Source organism: Pseudomonas cucumis (genome assembly GCF_030687935.1).
In the GTDB taxonomy this organism is placed as follows: Bacteria; Pseudomonadota; Gammaproteobacteria; order Pseudomonadales; family Pseudomonadaceae; genus Aquipseudomonas; species Aquipseudomonas cucumis.
In genome coordinates this window covers 5822753-5849055 of sequence record NZ_CP117454.1, presented here as the reverse complement: position 1 = coordinate 5849055, position 26303 = coordinate 5822753, and the positions used below count along the sequence as shown (strand labels likewise).

Genomic DNA, 26303 nt, shown 5'->3' with positions numbered 1-26303 from the left:
ACACAGGTAATTCATGAAGCAATATCTCGAACTGGTCGCCCACGTCATCAAGAACGGCACCAAACAGGCCAACCGCACCGGCGTGAACACCATCAGCTTTCCGGGCGCGATGCTGCGCTTCGATCTGCAGGAAGGTTTCCCGGCGATCACCACTCGCAAGATGGCCTTCAAATCCGCCATCGGCGAGATGTGCGGTTTTCTGCGCGGGGTGAACAACGCCGCTGAATTCCGTGCGCTGGGCTGCAAGGTCTGGGACCAGAACGCCAACGAAAACGCCCAATGGCTGGCCAACCCGTTCCGCCAGGGCGAAGACGACCTCGGCGAGATCTACGGCGTGCAATGGCGAAAATGGCCGGCGTACAAGCAGATCCCGGTCAGCAACCAGGCCGCCATCGAGCAGACCCTGAGCCAGGGTTATCGTCAGATCGCCGAAGGCGAGGAAGACGGTCAGGCCTACGTGGTGCTGTACAAGGCGATCGACCAGATCCGCCAGTGCGTCGACACCATCATCAAGGACCCGGGCAGCCGTCGCATCCTGTTCCACGGCTGGAACGTCGCCCAACTCGACGAAATGGCCCTGCCGCCGTGCCACTTGCTGTACCAGTTCCACCCGAATGTCGAGACCAGGGAAATCTCCCTTACCCTCTACATCCGCTCCAACGATCTGGGCCTGGGCACGCCGTTCAACCTCACCGAAGGCGCCGCGCTGCTGAGCCTGATCGGTCGCCTGACCGGTTACACACCGCGCTGGTTCACCTATTTCATCGGCGACGCCCACGTCTACGAAAACCACTTGGACATGCTCAACGAACAGCTCAAGCGCGAGCCGTTCCCGATGCCGAAGCTGGTGATTTCCGACCGCGTGCCGGAGTTTGCCAAGACTGGCGAGTATCAGCCGGAATGGCTGGAGCAGATCGAGCCGAGCGATTTCTCGCTGGAAGGCTACGAGCACCATGCGCCGATGACTGCGCCGATGGCGGTCTAAAGCTCGCCACTAAACCTGTGGGAGCGGGCTTGCCCGCGATGACGGCGTCACATCCAATATTGATGTGACTGACAAACCGCTATCGCGGGCAAGCCCGCTCCCACAAGGTTTTGTGGTGTTGCTAATGCCCGTGGCTTCTCCCGACATGGGAATGCTCAATCTCCGTCGCCACAACCCCGCCGCTCACTTCCAACCGCTGCAAAATCCCACACTGATCGGTATCCGGCCCTTCGCTGCAGCGTTGGCGCAGGTCGAGCAATTGTGTCTGCAAGGCCAACAAACCATCGATACGAGCCTTCACATGGTGAATGTGTTCGTCGATCAACGCGTTGACGTTTTCGCATTGATCCTGCGGGCTGTCGCGCAGGGCCAGCAGGCTGCGGATTTCCTCGAGGGTCATGTCGAGGGTGCGGCAGTTGCGGATGAAGGTCAGGCGCTCGGCGTGGGCCTGGGTGTAGACGCGGTAATTGCCGTCGCTGCGGGCCGGTTCCGGCAGGAGGTTTTCGCGCTCGTAGTAACGGATGGTTTCCACGGCGCAGTCGGTGAGTTTCGCCAGTTCTCCAATCTTCATCGCGACCATCTCCAAAAGGGTGCTTGACCCTATAGTGGCTACAGGGTCTTTACTTGGCAACAGGCACCTTCATGGACGCGACCAATGAGCGATTCTCTTCACACCCACAAACCCGAGGCTGATCACAGCCACAAGCTGCAGCCTGTGCAGACACACCAGCATGGCAGCCACGGGGATTCCTGCTGTGCCTCCAAAGCCGCAGCGCCGTCGTTGATCAAGTTGAACGAGACGCCGACCGCCGGCGCCCGGCTGAGCAGTTTTCGTATCGAAGCCATGGACTGCCCGACCGAACAGACGCTGATCCAGAACAAACTCGGGAAGCTTGCGGGTGTGCAGCAACTGGAATTCAACCTGATCAACCGGGTGTTGGGCGTGACCCATGACCTGCCAAACACCCTGCCGATCATCGATGCGATCAAGTCCCTCGGCATGCACGCCGAGCCGATGGAGCAGGATGCTGAAGCGCCAGCGTCGAGCCCCGTACCTGCGAAAAAGCCTTGGTGGCCGCTGGCGTTGTCCGGCGTCGGGGCGCTGGCCGCCGAGCTTATCCACTTCACCAATGCGGCGCCGAACTGGGTGGTGGCGGTGATTGCGCTGATCTCGATCCTCAGCGGTGGCCTCAGCACTTATAAAAAGGGCTGGATCGCCCTGAAAAACCTCAACCTGAACATCAATGCGCTGATGAGCATCGCAGTGACCGGCGCGATTCTGATCGGCCAATGGCCGGAAGCGGCGATGGTGATGTTCCTGTTCACCGTGGCCGAGTTGATCGAGGCCAGGTCTCTGGACCGGGCGCGCAACGCCATCGGCGGGCTGATGCAGATGACCCCCGAGCAAGCCACCGTGCAGCAGGCCGACGGCAGTTGGGTCGCACAACCGGTTAAAAACATCGAACTGGGTGCGCGGGTGCGGGTGCGTCCCGGCGAGCGGATCGGTCTGGACGGCGAAGTGCTGTCCGGCAACTCGACCATCAATCAGGCGCCGATCACCGGTGAAAGCCTGCCGGTGGAGAAAACCATCGGTGACAAGGTGTTCGCCGGCACGATCAATCAGTCTGGCTCGCTGGAATACACCGTGACTGCCGAGGCCAGCCACTCAACCCTGGCGCGCATCATTCATGCCGTGGAACAGGCCCAAGGCGCGCGGGCGCCGACCCAGCGTTTCGTCGACGCCTTCTCGAAAATCTACACCCCGGCGGTGTTTATCCTGGCCTTGGCCGTAGCGGTGATCCCGCCGCTGTTCATGGATGCGCTATGGTTCGACTGGATCTACCGGGCGCTGGTGTTGCTGGTGGTCGCCTGCCCGTGTGCATTGGTGATTTCCACCCCGGTGACTATCGTCAGTGGCCTCGCGGCAGCGGCGCGCAAAGGGATTCTGGTCAAGGGCGGGGTTTATCTGGAGCACGGCCACAAACTCGATTACCTGGCCCTCGACAAGACCGGCACTCTCACGCATGGCAAACCGGTGCAAACCGACTATTTGTCTCTCGACCCGACCGCCGATCAAACAGCTCCGGCCATTGCGGCGGCACTGGCCGGTCGTTCGGATCACCCGGTGTCGCTGGCCATCGCCGATGCGGCTGTGAGTGCAGTTGTGGATAACCAACGCGCGCCGCTGATTGTGGATAACTTCGAAGCCCTGGCAGGGCGTGGTGTGCGCGGCGAGATCAACGGCGAGCTCTACCACTTGGGCAACCACCGCCTGGTGGAAGATTTGGGCCTGTGTTCGCCAGCGCTGGAAGAGCAACTGTTTGCTCTGGAGAAACAGGGCAAGTCAGTGGTGCTGTTGCTCGACAAGTCGGGTCCACTGGCACTGTTCGCCGTCGCGGACACCGTGAAAGCCTCCAGTCGCGAAGCGATCCAGCAATTGCATGAGTTGGGCATCAAAACCCTGATGCTGACCGGCGACAACGTTCACACCGCTCAGGCCATCGCCGCCCACGTGGGCATCGATCAGGCGCAGGGCGATCTGTTGCCGACCGATAAGCTGCAAGCCATCGAAACGCTGTATGCACAAGGCCATCGGGTCGGGATGGTCGGCGACGGCATCAACGACGCCCCGGCACTGGCGCGAGCCGAGATCGGTTTCGCCATGGCGGCCGCCGGTACCGATACCGCCATCGAAACCGCCGATGTCGCCCTGATGGACGACGATCTGCGCAAGATCCCAGCCTTCATCCGCCTGTCGCGGCAGACCTCGAGCATCCTCAAACAGAACATTGCCCTGGCATTGGTCATCAAAGTGATCTTTCTTGGGGTAACCTTCGCCGGAATCGCCACCATGTGGATGGCGGTGTTCGCCGACATGGGCGTGAGCCTGTTGGTGGTGTTCAACGGTTTGCGCCTGTTGCGCAAATAGACGATGAGGGAAGGGTGTGCTGAGTGCCGAGCTGAAGGCGTTTTACATGGTTGCCCGGTTGGGCAGCATTACCCTGGCGGCGAAAAAGCTCGGCCTGAGCCAACCGACGGTGACGACCCAGATTCGGCATCTGGAAAGCCAGTATTCGGTTGAACTGTTCTACCGTGGCGGTCGCCGCCTCAGCGTCAGTGACGAAGGCGCGCGGTTGCTGCCGATGGTCAAGGCGCTGTTGCAGCAGGAAGCCGATATCGAGTTCTTCCTGCGTAACAGCGGTCAGGTCCAGGGCACATTGCGCATCGCTGCCACGGCGCCGTATTACATCCTCGATCTGGTGAAGACCTTTCGCGAACGCTTGCCGCAAGTGGAGGTGTCGGTGGAAATCGGCAACTCCCAACAGGTGCTCGAAGCGCTGGAGGATTACCGGGTCGATGTCGCTGCGTCCTCGCAGTTGCTGGACGATGCGCGGCTGATTCGCCGGGTGCTCGGCAGCGATCCGCTGGTGCTGGCGGTGCACCGCAATCATCCGCTGGCGGTGCATGATCATGTGCCGCTCAGTGCGTTGGCGGGGCATACCTTGTTGATGCGTGAATCGGGCTCGACCACTCGGCGCTTGACCGAAGAGTTGCTGGCCAGCGCCGGGGTGAGTTTTGGACCATTGCTGGAGATTGGTAGCCGGGAGTCGATTCGTGAGGCGGTATTGCGCAACATTGGTATCAGCATCATTGCTCGGCAGGAAGTGCCGCATGATCCGCAATTGCGGGTGTTGACCATCGAGAATGCACCGCAGATTCCTGAGTATCTGTACTGCCTCAAGGAGCGAAAAGGTGCGCGGCTGCCGGCGGCGTTTCTGGGGTTGGCGCAGGAAATGGCTCCGGCCTGAAATCTCCATTGCCTATACTGGCGGCCTCATCGCGGGCAAGCCACGCTCCCACAGGATTTATGCAGTCCTGTGGGAGCGGGCTTGCCCGCGATGGCGTCAGTTCAGTCACAGCATGACTTCAACCCAAATCCCCGAATACCACTATCGGCCGTTTTTGCCTCATTGCCACATGACGGACGCATTGCAAACCTAGGATGGCCCTCATCTGCTTGATGAGGTCTGTCCATGAACCACTCGACTGCAACTGCCCTGACCAACCCCGGCGCGCCGATGAAAGTGCGCGGCGTGCAGAAACGCTTTGGTGCGTTCACCGCGCTGGATAACGTTTCCCTCGAGGTGGCGGCCGGTGAGCTGGTGTGCCTCTTGGGGCCGTCGGGCTGTGGCAAAACCACCTTGCTGCGCTGCATCGCCGGCCTTGAGAAACAAGACAGCGGCGAGTTGTACCTCGGCGATCGCGACGTTTCCCACCTGGCACCTCAGGCACGGGACTACGGCATTCTCTTCCAGTCCTACGCACTGTTCCCCAACCTCACCGTCGAAGCAAACATCGCCTATGGCCTCGCCGGCAGCAGTCGCGAAGACGTGCGCCAGCGGGTCGGTCAGATGCTGGAACTGGTCGGCCTGATCGGCAGTGAGAAAAAATACCCCGGTCAGTTGTCCGGCGGTCAGCAGCAACGTGTGGCACTGGCTCGAGCCTTGGCACCAGCTCCTTCATTGTTGCTGCTGGACGAACCGATGTCGGCGCTCGACGCTCGGGTCCGCGAGCATCTGTGCACCGAACTGCGCCAATTGCAGCGCAACCTCGGTGTCACCACCCTGATGGTCACCCACAATCAGGACGAAGCCATGCTGATGGCCGACCGCATCGCCGTGATGAACAACGGCAAGGTCGAGCAGTACGCCACGCCGCAGGAAATCTACGACCGCCCGGCCACACCGTTTGTGGCGGAGTTCGTCGGTCAGGGCAACTGGCTGCCATTCCACCGCAGCAGCGACAGTCATGCCCGGGTCGGCGGGATGAACATGCTCCTGGCCGAAGGCAGCGCTAAAACCGCCTCGGGCCGTTTGTTCTGCCGCCCCGAGGCCATCAACGTCAACCCGCCGGTGCATGAAGAAAATCTGTTCCCGGCCAAGGTTCGCGAGATCACTTTTCTCGGCAACCGTTGCCGCATGAGCTTCGAACTTGATCAACTGCCGGGCCATGCGCTATTGGCGGAGCTGGCGCCGGAAGCCATGCCGCGTCTCGGCGCGCAGCAGATCATGGTCGCCTTGCCGCCGCGCAGCTTGCAGGTGTTTGCCTGATGAGCGCGAACGTCGCGCTGCCGATACCGCACAAGCAGGTTCGGCAGACCTCCCGTGCCGAGATCGGCGATCGGCTATTCGTGGTCGGCGGCAAGGTTCTGTTGCTGGTGTTGCTCGGCGTTGCGGTGTTGATGCCGTTACTGGCGATCTTCTGGCGCGGTTTCAGTTCTGAAGCCGGGCAGGGCGGTGGACTGATTGCCGCTCGCGAACTGCTGAGCAGCGCAAATTTCCACTGGTTGCTGGGCAACAGCCTGAAAGTTTCTCTCAGCGTCGCGGCCATTGTCGTACCGCTGGCCTATCTGTTTGCCTACGCTCTGCAACGTACGTTGATTCCCGGTAAAGGCATCTGGCGTGGCATGTCGCTGCTGCCGTTGATGGCGCCGTCGATGCTGCCGGGAATTGCGCTGGTTTATCTGTTCGGCAATCAGGGCATGCTGCGCGGGTTGCTCTCGGACAATATCTACGGCTTCTGGGGCATTGTTCTGGGCGAGGTCATCTACACCTTCCCACACGCCTTGATGATTTTGCTGTCGGCGCTGTCCCTGGCGGACGCGCGACTATTCGATGCTGCTTCAAGCATGGGCGCTAGCCCGGCGAAAGCCTTTCGTAGCATCACCTGGCCGGCGACTCGTCAGGCGGTGTTCGCGGCGTTCTGCCTCGTCTTCACCCTGACCATCACCGACTTCGGCGTGCCCGTGGTGGTCGGGGGCGACTATCAAGTGCTGGCGCTGGAGGCCTACAAAGCGGTGGTCGGCCAGCAACAATTCGGTCGCGGCGCGCTGATCGGCATGGTCTTGCTGCTGCCGGCGCTGTTCAGCTTCGGCGTCGACGCCTGGCTGCGTCGGCGCCATGGCGATTCCATGAGTGGTCGGGCGCAAGTGTTTCAACCGGTTCCATCGAAGCGGCGCGACGCTTGTTATCTGGCCATCGTGCTGTTGATCTGCGCGGTATTGCTGCTGGTGTTCGGCATGGCGGTGTACTCGTCACTGGTGAAATTCTGGCCGTACAACCTGTCGCTGTCGCTCAACCATTACCAGTTCAACGACACGGCGGGCGGCGGCTGGCTGGCCTACGGCAACAGCGTGAAGATGGCGTTGTGTACGGCGTTGATCGGCAGTGTGCTGATCTTCACTGGCGCTTACCTGATGGAAAAAACCAAGGGCCAGCGCGGACTGAATCTAACACTGCGCATGCTCAGTTTCGTACCGATGGCGGTACCGGGTCTGGTGCTGGGTCTTGGTTACGTCTTCTTCTTCAACCTCACCGGCAACCCGCTGCATGTGCTTTACGGGACCATGACCCTGCTGGTGGTCTGCACCATTGCTCACTATTTGACCACTGCGCAAATGACCGCCACCACCGCGCTGCGCCAACTCGATGCCGAGTTCGAAGCCGCCGCGCTGTCGCTCAAGGCGCCGCTGTACCGGCACTACCTGCGGGTCACCGTGCCGATCTGCCTGCCGGCATTGCTGGACATCGTGCGCTACCTGTTCGTTTCGGCCATGACCACCGTCTCGGCGGCGATCTTCCTCTACAGCCCCGACACCATCCTTGCGGCAGTGGCGGTGCTGAATATGGACGACGCCGGCAACGTCGGCGGCGCGGCGGCGATGTCGACCCTGATTCTGTTCACCTCGGCGGGCGTGTCCCTGCTGCTGGCCTGGGCTTCGCGCGGTTTGCTGCGTCGCTCCCAAGCCTGGCGGCAGACCGCGCCCGGTCATTGATTTGCCCCCACACCTCAACTCAAACAGGAAAAGATCATGTTCAAGCCTTTGGCCCTGGCCGCTGCTGTCCTCACCGCTTTCAGCCTGAACGCCTTTGCGGCGAAAACCGAGTTGACGGTGTACACCGCCCTCGAAGCTGAACAGCTGAAGACCTACAAAGAGGCCTTTGAAAAGGCCAACCCGGAGGTCGAGATCAAGTGGGTGCGCGATTCCACCGGCATCATCACCGCCAAACTCCTGGCCGAAAAAGCCCGCCCGCAAGCTGACGCAGTGTGGGGCCTGGCGGCGTCGAGCCTGGCGATTCTCGATCAGCAAGGGATGCTGCAAAGCTACGCGCCGAAGGACCTGGGCAAGATCGGCGGCAACTACCGCGACGCGGCCAACCCGCCAGCCTGGGTCGGCATGGACGTCTGGGCCGCGACCATTTGCTTCAACACCGTCGAGGCCGAAAAGCAGGGTTTGAGCAAGCCCGTGAGCTGGCAGGACCTGACCAAGCCTGAGTACAAAGGCAAGATCGTCATGCCCAATCCGGCTTCGTCCGGCACCGGTTTCCTTGACGTCAGCGCCTGGTTGCAAACCTTCGGCGAGAAGCAGGGCTGGCAGTACATGGACGACCTGCACCAGAACATCGGCCAATACGTTCACTCCGGTTCCAAGCCGTGCAAACTCGCCGCCGCCGGGGAATTCCCGATCGGTATTTCCTTCGAATATCCGGCCGTTCAGTTGAAACGCCAGGGCGCGCCGCTGGACATCATCCTGCCGAAAGAAGGCCTGGGCTGGGAGATCGAAGCCACCGCCGTGATCAAAGGTACACCGCACGAAGACGCGGCGAAGAAGCTGGCTGACTTCTCTGCAAGCCCGGCGGCGATGGAGCTTTATAAAGAGAACTTCGCCGTGCTCGCGCAACCGGGTATCGCCAAGCCGCAGACTGAGCTGCCGGCGGATTATGAGCAGCGGTTGATCAAGAACGACTTTGCCTGGGCCTCGAAGCATCGCGACGAGATCCTCGCCGAATGGCGCAAGCGTTATGACGGCAAGTCCGAGAAAGTGGCTGCCAAGTAAATCTTCGTAGGCTGACAGGGCCCCATCGCGGGCAAGCCCGCTCCCACAGGGTCTGTGGCGTTCACAAAACCTGTGGGAGCGGGCTTGCCCGCGATAGCGGTCTCGAATTCAGGGACAAATCCCCATGACACACCGCAACGACATGCTGATCGTCGGCGCCGGCATTCTCGGCCTGTCCCACGCCTATGCCGCCGCCAGACGCGGTCTGAAAGTCACCGTTTTCGAGCGCAGCGAAACGCCATTTGGCGCTTCGGTGCGCAATTTCGGCCAGGCACTGGTTACCGGCCAGCCCCCCGGCCCAATGCTGGAACTGGCCAAGGCCAGCCGCGACATCTGGGGCCAATGGGCGCAATTGGCCGGCTTGCAACTCAAGCGCAACGGCTCTTATCTGTTCGCCCGTACCGAAGCGGAAGAACACCTGCTCGAAGCCTTCTGCGCCGGTCGCGCCGTGGAACACGGTTACCGCGTCGACCTGCTGCGCAGTGCGGCATTGCGCGATTTATACGGCGGCCAGTTCAGCCATCACCGCGCTGCGTTGCACGGCATGGACGACCAGCAGCTGTATTCCCGCGAAGCAATTCCGGCGTTGATCGACTACCTGCGCCGCGAATTGGGCGTCGAGTTTCACTTCTCCACGCTGGTGCGCGACATCGAGCCAGGTCGACTGCACAGCACCGCCGGCACCTTCAGCGCCGAGCAGATCATCGTCTGTTCCGGTCACGATTATCAGACCTTGCTGGCCGAGCCGATTGCCGAACTCAACCCGCAAGTCTGCCGCCTGCAAATGCTCCGCGCCCGGCCGCAGATCAATCTCAACCTGCAACACGCGTTGCTCACCGGGTTGAGTTGCGTGCACTACGGCGCCTTCGCCGATCTGCCGGAAGCGGCGGCGGTGCAAGCGCAGATTCTGCGCGAGGCGCCTCATCTGCATGAAAACGGCATTCACCTGCTGATCAGCCCGACACCGTACGGTGAGTTGATCATCGGCGACTCTCACCACTACGGCAGCGATCCATCACCGTTCAATGCCGAGCAGGTGGACGACTGGATGCTCGAGCTGGCCGAGCAGACGTTGGGCTGCAAGGTGCAAGTGATCGAGCGCTGGCAGGGTGTTTACGGTTCGCGCGGGCCGGGGCCGTTCTCCTTTCTGCGGCCGATGCCGGGTGTGAGCGTGGCGCTGATGCACACCGGTGTCGGCATGAGCGTCGGGCCGGCGATGGCTGAGCGTAACGTCGCGACCTTATTGGGAGACAGTTGATGGACCGCCATGAGCAAGTGATCGCCGAGGTGTTCGGTCTGTACGAACGGTTTGGCGATAACGACTACATCGGTGAACCGGTGTCGCAGATCGAGCACATGTCGCAAGCGGCCGAACTGGCGATGGCCGAGGGCTTCGATGATGAAGTGGTGCTGGCGGCGTTCTTTCACGACATCGGGCATCTCTGTGCCGAGGGGGCCGAGAGCATGGGTGGCTTCGGGGTGGTCAGCCATGAGCGTTTGGGCGCCGATTATTTGCGTCGGGCCGGTTTCAGCGAACGCATGGCGCGGCTGGTGGAATATCACGTGCAGGCCAAGCGTTATCTGACGCTCAGAGAGCCTGGGTACTACGAGCGTTTGAGTGAAGCCAGTCGGCGGACGCTGGAGTATCAGGGCGGGGTGATGAGCGCTGAAGAGGCTGTGGCTTTTGAGCGCGATCCATTGTGCGAGGTCAGTCTGCGGATGCGTCAGTGGGATGAGCGCGCCAAGGACATGGACGTGCCGGTGATGGACCTCGACGTCTTGAAGCGCAAGGTTGCGGGCCTGTTGTCCGGCGCTCTGCGCTGAGTTGTCTGACACACGATAGGGAATCGGTTTATGGATCAACGCGCGTCGAAGCATCAATCTGGCCTTTTCGCAAAGGAGTGTATGGATGCATTTTTTGAAAGTGATTGCACAGGATCGAAGCGGGAACGGCTCGGCAGATACCGTCGCTTTCCAGTTTTTTGAAGGTGAACAGTTGCAGCGCGAGGCGACAGGCGCGGATCGTCAACAGCTCAAGTCTTTTGGCAAAACGTACTTGAAGTGCGCCTGGTATAACGCGGATGAGGCTGAGGAGCGGCACTTGCGCATCTTCTCGCAGAATCCATCCGCTGACGGTACGCCTGAGACGGTACGACTGCATTTTCATGACGGACCGAGGATTGCCTACAAGGCTGCGGTCCGCGATCTGGATAACGATGGGGTTTTTGAGTGGGTATTGAGCTCGGATGTGGACAATGACGGGCGAGCGAACAGGACCGATCGTAGCCGCGTGAAGGCATTGGCCAAAGAGTTTCTGAAACTGGATTGGCGCTGACGATCATTGGTTAAAGCTGCTGCGCCAACACCTCAACCTGCTCCTGCCGCTCCGCCTGATTCACCTTCGAATGAGGATTGAGCGACGACCACTGCGGATGCGCCCGCGCCTTGTTCAGCGCTTCCGGGAGTTTGCCTTCGCGCCAGGTTTTGTCCTGCGGCGTGGCGACCTGAATACTGTCCATCGCCGCGTGGCCACGGGAATTCAGGGCCTGCAGCAATTGCCGTTGGCGCAAGGCCAACAGCCGTAGCACGCCGTCGTCGACGGTCAGTTCTCGCTGGCCTTTGATCTTGCCCAGCAGGCGGCTGCCGTAACTGCGGGTGGTTTGCAGGGCGCCGCCGGCAATCGCCCCGGCCAGTGCCGCCGCGCCGAGGGTCAGGCCGCCCACCAGCAAGTCGACCCCGGCCCCGGCTGCCGCGCCAGCCGCGATGCCACCGCCGACCCGCACACCGAGCTGTTTCAGGGTTTCCGGGTTGAACAGGTCATCGCCCCAGCGGCCATCGAGCAACGGCAAGTCACTGGCCGCCGCATCTTGTGGGCGGAAGGCGTAGAGCTTGAGCAAGGCCTCGACGCAGCGTTGTTCGCGCTGACGCACTGCTTTGCGCAGTTCGCTGATCGCTTGCTGCTCCTGCGCCGCCTCGCTGACCACACTGCGGCGGCAGGCGGCGCAATCGATCAATAAATCGGCAATCAGCCGCGCTGCACTTTGCTGACGGGCCAGGCGTTGGGCCTGCTGGTCGGCAATCAAACGCTCCAGTTGTACGCGGGAGTTTTCCAGCAGCAGCGCGAGGCTTTCATAGAGTCGACGCTCGCCATCTTCCGGTGGCGCGACGCTGTCGAAACGCACCAAAGCATGCAAGCCCAATCGCGCCAGGGCTTCACGCCAATCAGGTTCACGATGCTGGGCGCTGCTGACAAAATTCAACACCGGTAGCAGCGGTTTGCCGCAACTGGCCAACACTGCCAGTTCGTCGCGGTACTTGGCCAGCACTGGTTCCCGGGCATCGATCACATAGAGACCGGCGTCCGAGGCGAGCAGTTGCCGCAGCACCTTGGCTTCCTGTTCGAAGCGCTGCCGGGCTTCGCTGCCCTCAAGGAATCGTGCCAGTCGTGCCGGGCCATCGAGACGTTCGCCGGGTCGTTCCAGGCGTTCGAGGTAGTCGAGCAGGGCGATGGCATCTTCCAGGCCCGGAGTGTCGAAGAGATCAAGCAACGGCTCGCCGTCTACCGACAATCGCGCGCCCTCGACGTGGCGCGTGGTGCTGGGGCGATGGGACACTTCGCCGAAGCCGACATCTCGGGTCAGCGTTCGCAGCAACGAGGTTTTGCCGACATTGGTGTGGCCGACCACGGCGAGCTTCAAGGGCTGTTTCCAGGCATCAGTCATGACCCGTCTCCAGCCAGTTCAACGGCGCGCAATCGGCGAACGGCAGGTCCAGTTGTTTTAACGCAACATGCCAGTCGCCCAGGCGTTCGGCATCCAGTGCTTCGCCGGGCGGCGCTTGCAATAACCACACGCGGGTGGCGGTGGCGCTGCGAGCCAATTCGGCAATCAGCGCCAGGCTGCCACGGTCCGGCGAACGTCGGGGGTCGCAGGCGATGGCCAGACGAGCCGGTGGGAAACGACTCAGCTGTTCGAGCAGTTTGTGCCGGGATTCGCGGCTGTCGAGGACGCCGGCGTTGTTGACGTTTTTCGGTAACTGCGGCGGCCAGGGGCGTTGGTCGTCCAGTTCGATGGCCACCAACAGCGCGCCATCGCTTTGCAGATCGCTGGCAGCATTTTCAACCCGATGAAGTTGTTCTGGCGCGGCATCGCTGATGCCCAGGCGTTCACTGGTGGGCATCAGCCGTTCGCGCAGTTGGGCGTAGCCGGGCAGGTTCAAATCCAGATGCAGGGCTGCTTGACCGGTTTTCCAGCGCCACAGGCAGAACAATGCGAGCAGCAAGCGCGGCAAAACGCCGTACACCAGCAGCACCCCAACCAGCCACGCCGCCCAGGCCTGGCGGGCGCTTTCTATGTTCAGCGCGGCATCACCGCTGGCCCGGATCATTTCCACGCTGGGCACACTGAAACCGAGCAAGGCCGGCAGAGCACCGAGGGCCTGGGTCATGGCGACGAAGGTGTCGCCGCCGAGAATGGTGGTTTCCCAGACAAAGCCGTAGCGCCGGGTCGCCATCAGCGTCAGCACCATCACCAAGGCGCTAAGCATCGCCAACAACCACAATCCATTGACCAGTACACCCAGCGCCCAACGATTGAGTTTCTGCCGTTGCAGCAACAGCAGCAGGGCCGGCGCCAGTTGCGCGGCGTTGGCATCGCGGGCGAGTTTTTCACTGAGCCACAGCCATAAGCGTCCGAGGGCGGCGCCTTGTTCACCGGCAAACACCAGGCCCAGGGCCCAACTCAGCAATAAAATCAGATTCAGCCCGAGCAGGCTGCCCAACGCCCAGAACACATTGACCGGGGCCTGGCCGTCGCCTAACGCGGCAAACGCCAGGCCGGCGCCGCTGATCACGGCCAGTACGGCCAGCACGATCAGCGCCAGTCGCGCGCCTTGCAGCCAATGTTTGAGGGCGTGGGTCTGCCCGTCGCGCTCGGCCAGCCACAGGGCGCGGCGTTGAATGCGCGTCGGCAGGTCGCCGCCGGCGCTACGGGCGATTCGATTGGCTTCCAGATCGTCCAGGGGGCCGGCGTGTTCTTCACGCAGGCGCACGGTTTCGCTCAGCCAGAGGTTTTGCAGTGGAGTCAGTTCAGTCACGCGGCTTCCCGTCGCTTAATTGAGCGGTGAGCATAACCGCTGTGACGCTTATCGGGGTAAGGGAGGCTCTGGTATCCTCGCCGACATGACTAAATCACTCCCCCTCAGCCTGATCGCAGCCCTCGGTGAAAACCGTGTGATCGGCGTCGACAACAGCATGCCCTGGCACTTGCCGGGGGACTTCAAATACTTCAAGGCCACCACCCTCGGTAAGCCGATCATCATGGGTCGCAAGACCTGGGATTCCCTCGGTCGTCCGCTGCCGGGCCGGCTGAACATCGTGGTCAGCCGTCAGGTGGATCTGCAGCTGGAAGGCGCGGAGGTTTATCCGTCGCTGGAAGCAGCGGTGGTTCGGGCGCAGGAATGGGCGAACGAGCAGGGCGTCGATGAGGTGATGCTGATTGGCGGGGCGCAGTTGTATGCGCAAGGTCTGGAGCAGGCCGATCGGCTGTACCTGACCCGCGTGGCGCTGAGCCCGGAAGGGGATGCGTGGTTTCCGGCGTTTGATGTGAACCAGTGGAAGCTGGTGTCGAATGTTCCGAACCCGGCGGAGGGTGACAAGCCGGCGTATAGCTTTGAGGTGTGGGAGCGCACATAGATCGTTCCCCCGCGGGAGCGTGGGAACGATCAGTACGGGTTAAGCCTGAGCCAACTCCGAATGCTCATCCGCATCCAGCAACGCTTTATCCGTCTGCTGCATCATCTGACTGGTAATCGCACCCGCCGTGATCGAACCACTCACGTTCAACGCCGTACGACCCATATCAATCAGCGGCTCAACCGAAATCAGCAACGCCACCAGTGACACCGGCAAACCCATGGCCGGCAGCACGATCAACGCGGCGAAGGTCGCGCCACCACCGACCCCGGCCACACCGGCTGAACTCAGCGTCACTATCGCCACCAACGTCGCGATCCACAGCGGGTCCAGCGGGTTGATGCCCACGGTCGGCGCAACCATTACCGCCAGCATCGCCGGGTACAGACCGGCACAGCCGTTCTGGCCAATGGTCGCGCCAAACGAAGCGGCGAAACTGGCGATGGACTGCGGAATCCCCAAACGGCGGGTCTGGGCTTCGATGCTCAGCGGAATGGTGGCGGCGCTGGAGCGGCTGGTGAAGGCAAACGTCAGCACCGGCCAGATCTTGCGGAAGAAGCGCAGCGGGTTGATCCCGGCCGCCGACACCAGCAGGCCATGCACCACAAACATCAAGCCCAGGCCGATGTAGGACACCACCACAAAACTGCCGAGCTTGATGATGTCTTGCAGGTTGGAACCGGCGACCACTTTGGTCATCAGCGCCAATACGCCGTACGGGGTCAGCTTCATCACCAGACGTACCAGACGCATCACCCAGGCTTGCAGGGTGTCGATGGCGTTGATCACTTTCTGACCTTTCTCGACATCATCCTTGAGCAGTTGCAGCGCCGCGACTCCAAGGAATGCCGCAAAAATCACCACACTGATGATCGAAGTCGGTTTGGCGCGAGCGAGGTCGGCGAACGGATTTTGCGGGATGAACGACAGCAGCAGTTGCGGCACATTCAGGTCAGCGACCTTGCCCGCGTAATCGTTCTGAATGGTTTGCAGGCGAGCCATTTCCTGGGTGCCGGCGACCAGGCCTTCGGCGGTAAGGCCGAACAGGTTGGTCAGGCCGATACCGATCAGCGCCGCGATGGCGGTGGTGAACAGCAAAGTGCCGATGGTCAGGAAGCTGATCTTGCCCAGCGACGAAGCGTTGTGCAGGCGCGCCACGGCGCTGAGGATCGAGGCGAACACCAGCGGGATCACGATCATTTGCAGCAACTGCACGTAACCGTTGCCCACCAGATCGAACCAACCGATCGAGGCTTTCAGTACCGGGTTGCCCGCACCATAAATCGTGTGCAGGGCGACACCGAATACCACGCCAAGAACCAGCGCCAGCAACACCTTTTTCGCCAGGCTCCAGGTGGTGTGGCGGGTTTGCGCCAGGCCGTAAAGCAAGGCGAGGAATACCAGCAGATTGAGGATCAGCGGCATATTCATAGAGGCTCCATAGACTTGTGCCAGCCACCTTCGTGTGTGACTGCGAACCGGCAAGCCTAACAGCTTGATATGTAATGAATTAATATCAAAAATAGCGGTCGACTGTCGTTTTTGGAATAAGCCGATGGCGCTGTAAGGAATGCGGCTGGCGGAATCAGGATGCAAGCAGTCGCGGGCAGGCGGGGACTGTCATACAGATTTGTTAGCGTCGAATCTCTTTGAATCAGGGAGAAACGCCGATGAAGCTTGCACCGAAATTTTTGGCTGCCGTATTCTGCTTGGGCCTTGCCGGCCAGGCGCTCGCTACTGACCTGAAGCACTGGCCAGCCGATCAGGCCAAGGCGCTGGACGCGATGATCGCGGCCAATGCCAACAAAGGTAACTTCGCGGTGTTCGACATGGACAACACCAGTTACCGCTACGACCTCGAAGAGTCGTTGCTGCCGTTCATGGAAAACAAGGGCCTGATCACCCGCGAGAGCCTCGATCCCTCCCTGAAACTGATCCCGTTCAAGGACACTGCCGACCATAAGGAAAGCCTGTTCAGCTACTACTATCGCCTCTGTGAAATCGACGACATGGTTTGCTACCCATGGGTCGCCCAAGTGTTTTCCGGCTTCACGCTTCAGGAGCTCAAGGGCAACGTTGATGAGCTGATGGCGTCCGGCAAACCGGTGCCGAGCACTTATTACGAAGGCGACGTGGTCAAGACCATCGACGTCAACCCGCCGAAAATCTTCACCGGTCAAAAAGAGCTCTACAACAAGCTGATGGAGAACGGCATCGAGGTCTATGTAATGACCGCTGCCTCCGAAGAATTGGTGCGCATGGTCGCTTCCGATCCGAAGTACGGCTACAACGTCAAACCGCAGAACGTGATCGGCGTGAGCCTGCTGCTCAAGGACCGCAAGACTGGCGAGTTGACCACGGCGCGCAAGCAGGTCACCGCTGGCAAGTATGACGAGAAGGCCAACCTGGGCCTCGAACTGACCCCGTACCTGTGGACCCCGGCCACCTGGATGGCGGGTAAACAGTCGGCGATCCTGACGTACATCGATGAATGGAAAAAACCGGTCCTGGTGGGTGGCGATACCCCGACCAGCGACGGCTACATGCTGTTCCACAGCGTCGATGTGTCCAAGGGCGGCATCCATTTGTGGGTCAACCGCAAAGACAAATACATGACCCAGATTAACGGCATGATGGCCAAAAACGCAGCAGCCCAGGCGAAAGAAGGGTTGGCGGTGACGGCTGACAAGAACTGGGTGATCGTGAAGCCGGAAGATATCCAGTAGGAATTGATCGTTCCCACGCGGGAGCGTGGGAACGATCAGCCCCGCACTCGGCGGGGCATTTTTTTGTCCAACGGTTAAGTATTACAGCCCGTCGAGCATCGCCTTGTTACGTACCGCACCCTTGTCGGCGCTGGTGGCCAACAGGGCATAGGCTTTCAGCGCAGTGGTCACTTTACGTGGACGCACTTCCACCGGTTTCCAGCCTTTCTTGTCCTGCTCGACACGGCGCGCGGCCATTTCTTCATCGCTGATCAACAGGTTGATCGAGCGGTTTGGAATGTCGATCAGTACCTTGTCGCCATCCTGCACCAGGCCGATCGCGCCGCCGGCAGCGGCTTCTGGCGAAGCGTGGCCGATGGACAGGCCCGAAGTACCGCCGGAGAAACGGCCGTCGGTGAGCAGGGCGCAGGCTTTGCCCAGGCCTTTGGATTTCAGGTAAGACGTCGGGTACAGCATTTCCTGCATGCCCGGGCCGCCTTTCGGGCCTTCGTAGCGAATGATCACGATGTCGCCGGCCTTCACTTCGTCGGCGAGGATGCCGCGTACGGCGCTGTCCTGGCTTTCGAAGATCTTCGCATTGCCTTCGAAGACGTGGATCGACTCGTCGACGCCGGCGGTTTTCACCACGCAACCGTCCAGCGCGATGTTGCCGTACAGAACGGCCAGGCCGCCTTCTTTCGAGTAAGCGTGTTCGACACTGCGGATGCAGCCGTTTTCACGGTCGTCGTCCAGGGTTTCCCAACGGGTCGACTGGCTGAACGCGGTTTGCGTCGGGATGCCCGCCGGGCCGGCCTTGAAGAAGTGATGCACGGCTTCGTCGGTGGTCTGGGTGATGTCCCACTTGGCGATGCCTTCGGCCATGGTCTTGCTGTGCACGGTCGGCAGGTCGGTGTGCAACAGGCCGCCACGGGCCAAGGAGCCGAGGATGCTGAAGATCCCGCCGGCACGGTGGACGTCTTCCATGTGGTACTTCTGGATGTTCGGCGCAACTTTGCACAGTTGCGGTACATGGCGGGAGAGGCGGTCGATGTCGCGCAGGTCGAAATCGATTTCGGCTTCCTGGGCCGCGGCCAGCAAGTGCAGGATGGTGTTGGTGGAACCGCCCATGGCGATGTCCAGGGTCATGGCGTTTTCGAACGCCTTGAAGTTGGCGATGTTGCGGGGCAACACCGACTCATCGTTCTCGCCGTAGTAACGCTTGCACAGCTCGACGATAGTGCGGCCAGCTTGCAGGAACAGCTGTTCGCGGTCGCTGTGGGTGGCCAGGGTCGAACCGTTGCCCGGCAATGCAAGACCGAGGGCTTCGGTCAGGCAGTTCATCGAGTTGGCGGTGAACATGCCGGAGCACGAGCCACACGTCGGGCAGGCGCTACGCTCGTACTCGGCGACTTTCTCGTCGGATGCGCTGGAGTCGGCGGCGATCACCATGGCATCGACCAGGTCGAGACCGTGGCTGGCCAGTTTGGTCTTGCCGGCTTCCATCGGCCCGCCGGACACGAAGATCACCGGGATGTTCAGGCGCAAGGCGGCCATCAGCATGCCAGGGGTGATCTTGTCGCAGTTGGAGATGCAGACGATGGCATCGGCGCAGTGGGCGTTGACCATGTATTCGACGGAGTCGGCGATAATCTCGCGGCTCGGCAGCGAATAGAGCATGCCGTCGTGGCCCATGGCGATGCCGTCATCCACGGCGATGGTGTTGAATTCTTTGGCGACGCCGCCGGCCCGTTCGATTTCACGAGCGACCAGTTGCCCCAGATCCTTGAGGTGCACATGGCCCGGTACGAACTGGGTAAAGGAGTTGGCAATGGCGATGATCGGCTTTTTGAAGTCGTCATCTTTCATCCCCGTGGCGCGCCACAGTGCGCGGGCACCGGCCATGTTGCGGCCGTGGGTGGATGTTTTCGAGCGGTAATCAGGCATGAAGCACTCCGGGCGGCTAATCAGGTAACAAAGGGGAAGTGAGCTTCTATTGACGTCTGGAACACTCAGAAATGGCCGTGTGTCCGGAAGTTGCCGATAACTTTGCGGGATCGCCGCGCGCTTCAGCTTGAGCTCATAAACCCGCCGGGGGATGAATGGCGATGAATCTCGCGATTCTACACCGCTGGCGTCAGGAGGGAATGCCGGAAAGTGTTGATCCGACACTGACGAGGCGTGTGGGATGACGGCCGGTGGGATTATTCGACGCTTGGGCTGACTCCCAGGCTTTTGGCTCGACTGTTGATATGGCTGTTAAGAACCAGCGCCACGCCGCTCAGGATGATGAAGCTGTATCCCAGGGTGGATTGCAAATTGGCCGGGCTCAAGCTGATAAGTGCACTGATCAAACCGCCGCAGATGAAAATCACCGTGCTGCCGGCCGACGCCGAGGTTCCTGCATTTTCAGGGAACAGGCTCATGGCTTTTGAGGTGGCGGCCGGTCGGACGATAGTGGTACCGGCGGTACAGACGAGCATCGGTACAAGGACGGTGGCTGCTGACAGCGCAAAATGACTTAAAAGATAAAGCATGATCAGGCCGGACAGCAGGATCAGGCTCAGCCCGCTGATGATCTGATGACCCGGACTCATGTATCTACCCAGCACAATCGCAACGCTGCCGCCGACGATGTAGGCGCCGCCATATACCAGCAGGATTATCGAGAAGTCATAGGCCGATAGCTGGAGTTGATCCATGAAGATCAGCGGCGAAATGACGATGAAGGAAAAATGGCAGGCGAAAGCGAAGGCTGAAATCAGCCAGTAGGACAGAAAGTCGAAATCACACAAGACCTGCCGGTAGGGCAGGAAGATATTCGGTCGCGCTCCGGTTGTCGTCGGCCGAGTGTTTTCGAGAATAAAACAGGCTTTGAGCAGCACGATTGCAGCCAGTGCGATAAAAACCCAGAAACTGCCCTGCCAATCCAGGGTGGCTTGCAGGAACGTACCGGCCAACGGTGAGACCGAGATGAAAATGCCGGTGGCGGTGACCATCAGAATCCGCAATCGGTCGCGTTCCTCACCCTTGAACAGATCCTGAACCAGAGCCTGTGACAGGACGAAACACCCGCAGCCGAGCGCCTGAATGACACGGAACAGCAGGAAATGGACATAGTCCGTGGTCAGAATGCAGCCCACTGCACCGAGCATCGAAACGGCGATTCCGGCGAGTAACAGTCCTTTACGCCCGATCACATCCGACAGCGGCCCGATCAGCAGTTGAGAGGCCGCTATACCGACAGCAAACAGACTGATCGACAGCGCGATGTCGGCCGGCGTGCTGCGAAAGTGTTCGGCGAGCGCTGGGAACGACGGAAGCAGGACATCCAGCGGGAACACGCCAAGCAACACCATTGCCAACAACAGGCTGACCGCCCCTCGACGTTGTTTGACGGTTGGCTCAGATCGTCCTTCATCCATCGATAAGTCCTGCCTTCATGAACAGTTGCTGGTTGTAAGGCAGGTCAAAGAAACCGGCCTTTTTCAAAGCCTGAAGCGTCGCCCCGGCGCCGGATCGCGCACGCAGAAGGGTGGCTTGGGGGCTGGTCAGTTCGCCGAGAACCTCCGTGACGGCGGTCTCGCCGATACCCGCGCCGTACAGGCTTTCCCGCAGCCATCGCTCATCGACCTCGAAGAAAATCCGGATGATGTCCAGCAGCAGCCTGGCAGCGAACGTGCGTTGGCGGCTGTTCATCGTCAGCCACAGGTAATGGAACACTTCAGAGAAATAGCGACTGTGGCGAGCCTCGTCCGCGAGATGCTCCCTGAGCATTGCCTGGACGCTGGACACCAGATCGTCACGGCAGACGTCGAGCAGTTCTTTGGCAATGATCGTCTCCGACACGAACCCGACGAGAAACCAGGCCAGCGCCCGGTGTTTGTCAGGTGTGCGCTCGAGCAAAGTATTCAATCGCGTGATGCGGTGCGGCATGACCGGGCGCAGGCTGATCCCGTAGACCCCGGCAATCTGTTCGGCGAGGCTATTGGAGAACAGGGCGTGATAACCCTCGTCGGTATAAAGCTGAAGTGCAGCGGTCTTCATCCGTGGGGGAATGTTGACCTTCAATTCACCGTGGATGATGGTCTCCACGGCGCGGTTGACGATGCGATGTTCGAGCACGGTGGTGTAGTCGAGGAAGTACACCAGATGATTGGCCGACAGCCGATGGATGACGGTCTTCCCCAGCGCTTCGATAGCCGGGTGATTCAGGTAAGCCAGGAAGCCTGGGGGAAACCAGTGACGTGTTTCCAGTTGCTGTTCCAGATCTGGGGGCAATAGATAGTCATGCTCGCTGGTGCGCACCGACGCGCGGGTATTCCAGTCGCCGAGGGTGAAGCGCAGAGACCAGGAAACGGGACGGTCTGACGGGGCAATGATGGCGGCGGTCATTGTTGCGGCTCCCGACGGCTGAGCAGATCTTTCAATTCCTTGCACATCACCTGTCCGTCGCTGTGGCCACAGCCGACAAAAAACAAGGGTTGTTCCGCGTTGTCCTCGAGCCCCAGCAAAGTTTCGACCTGATCGTCCGTCAGTGCTCCGGTCAGCCACGTGTTCAGCCCCAGTGCGGTGGCCACGAGTTGAAAGGTCTGGGAAATATGGCCTGCCTCGACGTAAGCCATTCGGTAGGCTCGTGAGTGTTCATATTTCCACCACAACTTGTCGAAGCGAGCAGTAATGAACAGGCCCACGGGCAGGTTATTGATGAAATGTTGCCCACACAGCAATTGACCCAGAGGCGAGTCAGGTGCCGGGTTGACGAAGCTCAGGGCATGATTGGTGGAATGGTAGGCGTAGAGCCCGGGTTGCAGGCCGCTGACGTTCTGTACATAAAGAAAGCCTTCGCAAGCATTCAGGCCTCCACCGGACGGGCTGCTGCGTCGGGCACCGAGGCCTTCGACAATGGTTTCGTCGACGTCGTTTTCGCGCTCATGCAAGTAGCCCAGAGACAGGTAAAGCAGTGTGCCGACATCTTCCAGTGAAATCGCTTCATCCGTGAAGGTGCGGCAGGTTTTTCGGCCGATCAGGACGTTGGCAAGAGAATCCTTCGGCAGGCAGGAAGGTTCTGGCAGGGCAATCAGCTCGCGTGCCTGACGTTCTGTGAGTCTGGCGTTCGGTGCGGGTGCTTCCAGTACTTCGGTGCAATGGTCCAGATAGTATCTCGACCATTCATGAATATTCTGAGGAACATATTCGCAGGGGATGTTCTTGGTGCCGATATGAAATATTTTCGACAGTTCATCCCAGCCCCAATCAATAGTATCTTGTATTGAGGTGGTCAGTATTCCGGAGTTTAGAAGTTGAATGTCTATTCTGTTGTTGTCGTTATACAAGTCAGGGTTGCTGATAAGTTGTGCAAGTCGGGTTGAATATTCAAGGTTGAGTTCAAATTGTCTGTGATTCTTGTAATCCCAGACTATTTGGCCGGGCGTACGGGGAAGTATGAACAGGTATGAATTTATCTGCATGATGGGCGGTTTACTCTGGGCTGTGTCATAGAAAACGCTGGGTAGCCGGCACTCCCCAGCGTCTCATTTACTTAACGGGCTTTTGGCGCAACCAGAAAAGCCAGATTAGCGATCTTGTTAGCTTCCAGAGTAATTGCTTTCATGTTTTGAACTCCTTGTCATTAATAGTAAGTGTCACTTCACGGTGACAACTTAATCATAGGCTGTAATGGGCTCTTATCAAGGGGGTGTTAAGTAGGAATGTTTCAGTAATTTTGTCGGAACGATCTGAGGGTTAAAGCAAGTTTGTAGGTTATTTGATTTTAAGTAAGAGATGCAGGGAAACGTCCTGCAAGTCACTAGGACCGCAAGAGTAAGAAGCCAGGATTGAAGAGTGGATGTCGTGGCGTTAAAACGGCTGACGGAGAGCCCGTTGGCTCCCCGTCAAACCAGCGTACTCAGCTGTTTGGCAGCAGACGGCAGGTGATGCTCTTGATATAGCGAGTCTCGGCAATCGCCGGGTGCACCGGGTGATCCGGGCCCTGACCGCCGCGCTCCAGCATCTGGATGTTGCGGTCCAGGTGACGGGCGCTGGTCAGCAGAATGTTTTGCAGATCGTCTTCCGGCAGGTGCATGGAGCAGGAAGCGCTGACCAAGATGCCGTCCTTGCTGAGCAGGCGCATGGCTTGCTCATTCAGGCGACGGTAGGCGCCTTCACCGTTTTTCATGTCTTTCTTGCGTTTGATGAAGGCAGGAGGGTCGGCCACGATGACGTCGAAACGCTCTTCGCTGGCTTTCAGTTCCTTCAGGGCTTCGAACACGTCGCCTTCGATGCAGGTCATTTTTTCGGCGACGCCGTTCAGTGCGGCATTGCGCTCCACGCCGTCGAGGGCGAAGGCCGAAGCATCGACGCAGAACACTTCACTGGCGCCGAAGGCAGCCGCTTGAACGCCCCAGCCGCCGATGTAGCTGTACAAATCCAGTACGCGTTTGCCTTTGGCATAAGGGGCCAGACGCGCGCGGTTCATGCGGTGGTCGTAGAACCAGCCGGTTTTCTGCCCCTGGATGACTGGCGCTTCAAATTTCACGCCGTTTTCTTCCAGCGCGACCCATTCCGGTACCAGGCCGAACACGGTTTCGACATAGCGGTTGAGGCCTTCGGCATCACGGGCAGCGGAGTCGTTCTTGAACAGAATGCCGCTTGGCTTGAGCACTTGGGTCAGTGCCGCGATCACGTCGTCTTTGTGAGCTTCCATGGTCGCCGAGGCGATCTGGACTACCAGGATGTCGCCGAAACGGTCGACCACCAAGCCTGGCAGCAGGTCGGAGTCGCCGTAGACCAGTCGATAGAATGGCTTGTCGAACAGGCGATCGCGCAGGGACAGGGCAACGTTCAGGCGATGCACCAGCAGCGACTTGTCCAGCGGCAACTTGATGTCGCGCGACAGCAGGCGGGCGCAGATCAGGTTGTTCGGGCTCATGGCAACGATGCCCAGCGGCTTGCCGCTGGCGGCTTCGAGAATCGCCTGGTCGCCGGCCTTGAAACCGTGCAAAGGCGTAGCAGCTACATCGATTTCGTTGCTGTAGACCCACAAGTGGCCATTTCGCAGGCGACGGTCGGCGTTGGCTTTGAGGCGCAGGCTAGGCAGGGACATGACGTCGCTCCGGAAAAAAGAGCGGGAGTATAGCGTGTTGAGAGAGTGGCGGGTTTGGTGGTCGATGAAACGCTGATGAAGGCCGTCAGTAAGGTGCGGAACCTGTGGGAGCGGGCTTGCACGTGAGTGACTGTCGGATCCATCTTTTTAAGGGTTAGAATCCCCGCCTGACCCGGAGTGCGTACTTATGTCCCAAGAGCTGACGACCGAACAGATTCAACAGTCCCTGCAAGGCATCAGCGTGCCGCCCCAGCCGCAGATCATGGTGGATCTGCAGATGGAGCAGTACATGCCCGACCCGGATCTGGAAGTGATCGCGAAGCTGATCTCCCAGGACCCAGGCCTTTCCGGTGCCTTGTTGAAAATCGTCAACTCGCCGTACTACGGCTTGAGCAACAAAATCACCGCGATCCAGCGGGCAGTGAACCTGTTGGGCAGCCGTTCGATCATCAACCTGATCAATGCCCAGTCGATCAAGAGCGAGCTGAACGACGACGCCATCGTCACCCTCAACCGTTTCTGGGACACGGCGCAGGACGTGGCGATGACGTGCCTGACCCTGGCCAAGCGTGTTGGTATCCAGGCCGGTGATGAAGCCTATGCGCTGGGGCTGTTCCACGATTGCGGCATCCCGTTGATGCTCAAGAAATTCCCCGACTACATGAAAGTGCTGGAACAGGCCTATGGCAACGCCAGCGCCGAATGCCGCGTGGTGGATACCGAGAACAAGCAATACAACACCAATCACGCCGTGGTCGGGTATTACACCGCCAAATCCTGGCGCCTGCCGGAGCACGTCACCCAGGCCATCGCCAACCACCACAATGCCCTGGCCATTTTCAGCGATGAGTCGTCCCGCAACACGCCGCTGAAAAATTTGCTGGCGATCCTGAAGATGGCCGAGCACATTTGCGCCTCCTTCCGGGTACTGGGCAACCAGTCCGAAGACCATGAATGGAACAGTGTCGGGCCGCTTGTGCTCGATTACATCGGTCTGTCGGAATACGATTTCGAAACCCAGAAGCAAGAGATTCGTGACCTCGCCACTCGTTGAGTGTCGAACCTCGCCTGATACGAGAGCCCCATGCCTGAACTGCCGGAAGTCGAAACCACCCGCCGCGGGATTGCACCACACCTGGAAGGCCAGCGCGTCAGCCGGGTGATTGTGCGTGAGCGCCGTCTGCGCTGGCCGATCCCCGAAGACCTGGATGTGCGACTGTCCGGCCAGCGCATCGTGCTGGTGGAGCGGCGCGCCAAGTACCTGCTGATCAATGCCGAAGTCGGCACGCTGATCAGTCACTTGGGGATGTCGGGGAATCTGCGGCTGGTGGAAGTCGGCATGCCGGCGGCCAAGCATGAGCATGTGGACATTGAGCTGGAATCGGGCCTGGCCCTGCGCTACACCGACCCGCGACGCTTTGGCGCGATGCTCTGGAGCCTGGACCCGCTCAACCACGAATTGCTGATTCGCCTGGGGCCGGAGCCGTTGACGGATCTGTTTGACGGCGATCGGCTGTTCCAGCAATCCCGCGGGCGTTCCATGGCGGTCAAGCCGTTCATCATGGACAACGCGGTGGTGGTCGGTGTCGGCAACATCTACGCGACCGAAGCGTTGTTTGCGGCCGGCATCGACCCGCGCCGTGAAGCCAAGAGCATTTCCCGGGCGCGCTATTTGAAGCTGGCAATCGAGATCAAGCGCATCCTGGCCCTCGCCATCGAGCGCGGCGGCACCACGTTGCGGGACTTTATCGGCGGCGACGGTCAACCGGGTTACTTCCAGCAGGAATTGTTCGTGTACGGCCGTGGTGGTGAACACTGCAAGGTTTGTGGCACGGGGCTGCGGGAGGTCAAGCTTGGGCAGCGCGCCAGCGTCTTTTGTCCGCGTTGTCAGAGCTGATATCGGCGACGGTCTATAGTCAGTG

At 60.1% G+C, this 26303-nt stretch carries 22 protein-coding genes; 13 read left to right on the top strand and 9 right to left on the bottom strand.

From position 1 onward, the window contains the following. Window positions 1–13: 13 nt before the first annotated feature. Window positions 14–985, top strand: coding sequence for a thymidylate synthase (locus PSH97_RS26605; RefSeq protein ID WP_305447304.1), 972 nt, complete (start codon window positions 14–16; stop codon window positions 983–985). 121 nt (window positions 986–1106) lie between these two features. Here PSH97_RS26605 and cadR read toward each other — a convergent pair whose 3' ends face one another. Next, window positions 1107–1556: a Cd(II)/Pb(II)-responsive transcriptional regulator gene (gene cadR / locus PSH97_RS26600; protein WP_305447303.1), complete on the bottom strand. Its 450-nt coding sequence runs from the start codon at window positions 1554–1556 to the stop codon at window positions 1107–1109. An 84-nt stretch (window positions 1557–1640) separates the two neighbouring features. On the opposite strand from cadR, the gene PSH97_RS26595 reads away from it, so the two are divergent. From PSH97_RS26595 to PSH97_RS26560, 8 genes are all read left to right on the top strand, one after another. Then, on the top strand, window positions 1641–3914 hold the full coding sequence (locus PSH97_RS26595) for a heavy metal translocating P-type ATPase (RefSeq protein WP_305447302.1): 2274 nt from the start codon (window positions 1641–1643) through the stop codon (window positions 3912–3914). 16 nt (window positions 3915–3930) lie between these two features. Next, window positions 3931–4794 (top strand): LysR family transcriptional regulator, encoded by an 864-nt coding sequence (locus tag PSH97_RS26590; RefSeq protein WP_123361013.1) that lies wholly within the window; start codon window positions 3931–3933, stop codon window positions 4792–4794. Between the two features lie 225 nt (window positions 4795–5019). Continuing rightward, window positions 5020–6096, top strand: a complete 1077-nt coding sequence (locus PSH97_RS26585; protein ID WP_305447301.1) for a putative 2-aminoethylphosphonate ABC transporter ATP-binding protein — start codon at window positions 5020–5022, stop codon at window positions 6094–6096. Continuing rightward, entirely contained in the window at window positions 6096–7820 is a 1725-nt protein-coding gene (locus PSH97_RS26580; RefSeq protein ID WP_305447300.1) for a putative 2-aminoethylphosphonate ABC transporter permease subunit, read from the top strand. Before PSH97_RS26585 ends, PSH97_RS26580 begins: the two co-directional genes overlap by 1 nt. A gap of 36 nt (window positions 7821–7856) precedes the next feature. Next, window positions 7857–8882, top strand: a complete 1026-nt coding sequence (locus PSH97_RS26575) for a putative 2-aminoethylphosphonate ABC transporter substrate-binding protein (RefSeq protein WP_305447299.1) — start codon at window positions 7857–7859, stop codon at window positions 8880–8882. A 124-nt stretch (window positions 8883–9006) separates the two neighbouring features. Continuing rightward, the gene (locus PSH97_RS26570; RefSeq protein WP_305447298.1) at window positions 9007–10140 is read left to right on the top strand and encodes a TIGR03364 family FAD-dependent oxidoreductase; all 1134 of its coding nucleotides are present in this window, start codon (window positions 9007–9009) and stop codon (window positions 10138–10140) included. Further along, entirely contained in the window at window positions 10140–10706 is a 567-nt protein-coding gene (locus PSH97_RS26565) for a phosphonate degradation HD-domain oxygenase (RefSeq protein ID WP_305447297.1), read from the top strand. The genes PSH97_RS26570 and PSH97_RS26565 overlap by 1 nt, the downstream gene beginning before the upstream one ends. Window positions 10707–10791: 85 nt before the next feature. Then, window positions 10792–11217 carry a hypothetical protein gene (locus PSH97_RS26560; protein ID WP_305447296.1) on the top strand — a complete coding sequence of 142 codons (426 nt, stop codon included), beginning with the start codon at window positions 10792–10794 and terminating at the stop codon, window positions 11215–11217. Window positions 11218–11227: 10 nt separating this feature from the next. On the opposite strand, the gene PSH97_RS26555 is transcribed toward PSH97_RS26560, so the two are convergent. Both PSH97_RS26555 and PSH97_RS26550 read right to left on the bottom strand, forming a co-directional pair. After that, on the bottom strand, window positions 11228–12604 hold the full coding sequence (locus PSH97_RS26555; protein ID WP_305447295.1) for a GTPase/DUF3482 domain-containing protein: 1377 nt from the start codon (window positions 12602–12604) through the stop codon (window positions 11228–11230). Beyond that, the gene (locus tag PSH97_RS26550; protein WP_305447294.1) at window positions 12597–13976 is read right to left on the bottom strand and encodes a DUF2868 domain-containing protein; all 1380 of its coding nucleotides are present in this window, start codon (window positions 13974–13976) and stop codon (window positions 12597–12599) included. The genes PSH97_RS26555 and PSH97_RS26550 overlap by 8 nt, the downstream gene beginning before the upstream one ends. Before the next feature lie 85 nt (window positions 13977–14061). Between PSH97_RS26550 and PSH97_RS26545 the strand changes: the two genes are divergently transcribed. Beyond that, the gene (locus PSH97_RS26545) at window positions 14062–14574 is read left to right on the top strand and encodes a dihydrofolate reductase (protein ID WP_305447293.1); all 513 of its coding nucleotides are present in this window, start codon (window positions 14062–14064) and stop codon (window positions 14572–14574) included. 39 nt (window positions 14575–14613) lie between these two features. On the opposite strand, the gene PSH97_RS26540 is transcribed toward PSH97_RS26545, so the two are convergent. Continuing rightward, the gene (locus PSH97_RS26540; RefSeq protein ID WP_305447292.1) at window positions 14614–16005 is read right to left on the bottom strand and encodes an L-cystine transporter; all 1392 of its coding nucleotides are present in this window, start codon (window positions 16003–16005) and stop codon (window positions 14614–14616) included. 239 nt (window positions 16006–16244) lie between these two features. Here PSH97_RS26540 and PSH97_RS26535 point away from each other — a divergent pair, with 239 nt between their 5' ends. Further along, a complete protein-coding gene (locus tag PSH97_RS26535) occupies window positions 16245–17300 on the top strand; it encodes an HAD family hydrolase (RefSeq protein ID WP_305447291.1) in 1056 nt (351 codons plus the stop codon). Window positions 17301–17381: 81 nt separating this feature from the next. Here PSH97_RS26535 and ilvD read toward each other — a convergent pair whose 3' ends face one another. From ilvD to PSH97_RS26510, 5 genes are all read right to left on the bottom strand, one after another. Then, the gene (gene ilvD, locus PSH97_RS26530; protein WP_305447290.1) at window positions 17382–19223 is read right to left on the bottom strand and encodes a dihydroxy-acid dehydratase; all 1842 of its coding nucleotides are present in this window, start codon (window positions 19221–19223) and stop codon (window positions 17382–17384) included. 257 nt (window positions 19224–19480) lie between these two features. Continuing rightward, entirely contained in the window at window positions 19481–20701 is a 1221-nt protein-coding gene (locus tag PSH97_RS26525) for an MFS transporter (RefSeq protein ID WP_305447289.1), read from the bottom strand. Continuing rightward, the gene (locus tag PSH97_RS26520) at window positions 20694–21671 is read right to left on the bottom strand and encodes a diiron oxygenase (protein WP_305447288.1); all 978 of its coding nucleotides are present in this window, start codon (window positions 21669–21671) and stop codon (window positions 20694–20696) included. The genes PSH97_RS26525 and PSH97_RS26520 overlap by 8 nt, the downstream gene beginning before the upstream one ends. Then, window positions 21668–22747 (bottom strand): SagB family peptide dehydrogenase, encoded by a 1080-nt coding sequence (locus tag PSH97_RS26515; RefSeq protein ID WP_305447287.1) that lies wholly within the window; start codon window positions 22745–22747, stop codon window positions 21668–21670. Before PSH97_RS26515 ends, PSH97_RS26520 begins: the two co-directional genes overlap by 4 nt. A gap of 437 nt (window positions 22748–23184) precedes the next feature. Next, complete coding sequence (locus PSH97_RS26510) at window positions 23185–24381, bottom strand: class I SAM-dependent rRNA methyltransferase (RefSeq protein WP_007897847.1); 1197 nt, start codon at window positions 24379–24381, stop codon at window positions 23185–23187. 241 nt (window positions 24382–24622) lie between these two features. Here PSH97_RS26510 and PSH97_RS26505 point away from each other — a divergent pair, with 241 nt between their 5' ends. Both PSH97_RS26505 and mutM read left to right on the top strand, forming a co-directional pair. Further along, window positions 24623–25435, top strand: coding sequence for an HDOD domain-containing protein (locus PSH97_RS26505; RefSeq protein ID WP_305449873.1), 813 nt, complete (start codon window positions 24623–24625; stop codon window positions 25433–25435). A gap of 30 nt (window positions 25436–25465) precedes the next feature. Continuing rightward, complete coding sequence (gene mutM, locus PSH97_RS26500) at window positions 25466–26278, top strand: bifunctional DNA-formamidopyrimidine glycosylase/DNA-(apurinic or apyrimidinic site) lyase (protein WP_305447286.1); 813 nt, start codon at window positions 25466–25468, stop codon at window positions 26276–26278. The last annotated feature ends 25 nt before the right edge of the window (window positions 26279–26303 follow it).

What these genes read in the sequence shown, in the direction of transcription:
- PSH97_RS26605 (WP_305447304.1), top strand. Translation starts at nt 14, where the DNA reads ATGAAGCAATATCTCGAACTGGTCGCCCACGTCATCAAGAACGGCACC.
- cadR (WP_305447303.1), bottom strand. Translation starts at nt 1,556, where the DNA reads ATGAAGATTGGAGAACTGGCGAAACTCACCGACTGCGCCGTGGAAACC.
- PSH97_RS26595 (WP_305447302.1), top strand. Translation starts at nt 1,641, where the DNA reads ATGAGCGATTCTCTTCACACCCACAAACCCGAGGCTGATCACAGCCAC.
- PSH97_RS26585 (WP_305447301.1), top strand. Translation starts at nt 5,020, where the DNA reads ATGAACCACTCGACTGCAACTGCCCTGACCAACCCCGGCGCGCCGATG.
- PSH97_RS26580 (WP_305447300.1), top strand. Translation starts at nt 6,096, where the DNA reads ATGAGCGCGAACGTCGCGCTGCCGATACCGCACAAGCAGGTTCGGCAG.
- PSH97_RS26575 (WP_305447299.1), top strand. Translation starts at nt 7,857, where the DNA reads ATGTTCAAGCCTTTGGCCCTGGCCGCTGCTGTCCTCACCGCTTTCAGC.
- PSH97_RS26570 (WP_305447298.1), top strand. Translation starts at nt 9,007, where the DNA reads ATGACACACCGCAACGACATGCTGATCGTCGGCGCCGGCATTCTCGGC.
- PSH97_RS26565 (WP_305447297.1), top strand. Translation starts at nt 10,140, where the DNA reads ATGGACCGCCATGAGCAAGTGATCGCCGAGGTGTTCGGTCTGTACGAA.
- PSH97_RS26560 (WP_305447296.1), top strand. Translation starts at nt 10,792, where the DNA reads ATGCATTTTTTGAAAGTGATTGCACAGGATCGAAGCGGGAACGGCTCG.
- PSH97_RS26555 (WP_305447295.1), bottom strand. Translation starts at nt 12,604, where the DNA reads ATGACTGATGCCTGGAAACAGCCCTTGAAGCTCGCCGTGGTCGGCCAC.
- PSH97_RS26545 (WP_305447293.1), top strand. Translation starts at nt 14,062, where the DNA reads ATGACTAAATCACTCCCCCTCAGCCTGATCGCAGCCCTCGGTGAAAAC.
- PSH97_RS26540 (WP_305447292.1), bottom strand. Translation starts at nt 16,005, where the DNA reads ATGAATATGCCGCTGATCCTCAATCTGCTGGTATTCCTCGCCTTGCTT.
- PSH97_RS26535 (WP_305447291.1), top strand. Translation starts at nt 16,245, where the DNA reads ATGAAGCTTGCACCGAAATTTTTGGCTGCCGTATTCTGCTTGGGCCTT.
- ilvD (WP_305447290.1), bottom strand. Translation starts at nt 19,223, where the DNA reads ATGCCTGATTACCGCTCGAAAACATCCACCCACGGCCGCAACATGGCC.
- PSH97_RS26525 (WP_305447289.1), bottom strand. Translation starts at nt 20,701, where the DNA reads ATGGATGAAGGACGATCTGAGCCAACCGTCAAACAACGTCGAGGGGCG.
- PSH97_RS26520 (WP_305447288.1), bottom strand. Translation starts at nt 21,671, where the DNA reads ATGACCGCCGCCATCATTGCCCCGTCAGACCGTCCCGTTTCCTGGTCT.
- PSH97_RS26515 (WP_305447287.1), bottom strand. Translation starts at nt 22,747, where the DNA reads ATGCAGATAAATTCATACCTGTTCATACTTCCCCGTACGCCCGGCCAA.
- PSH97_RS26510 (WP_007897847.1), bottom strand. Translation starts at nt 24,381, where the DNA reads ATGTCCCTGCCTAGCCTGCGCCTCAAAGCCAACGCCGACCGTCGCCTG.
- mutM (WP_305447286.1), top strand. Translation starts at nt 25,466, where the DNA reads ATGCCTGAACTGCCGGAAGTCGAAACCACCCGCCGCGGGATTGCACCA.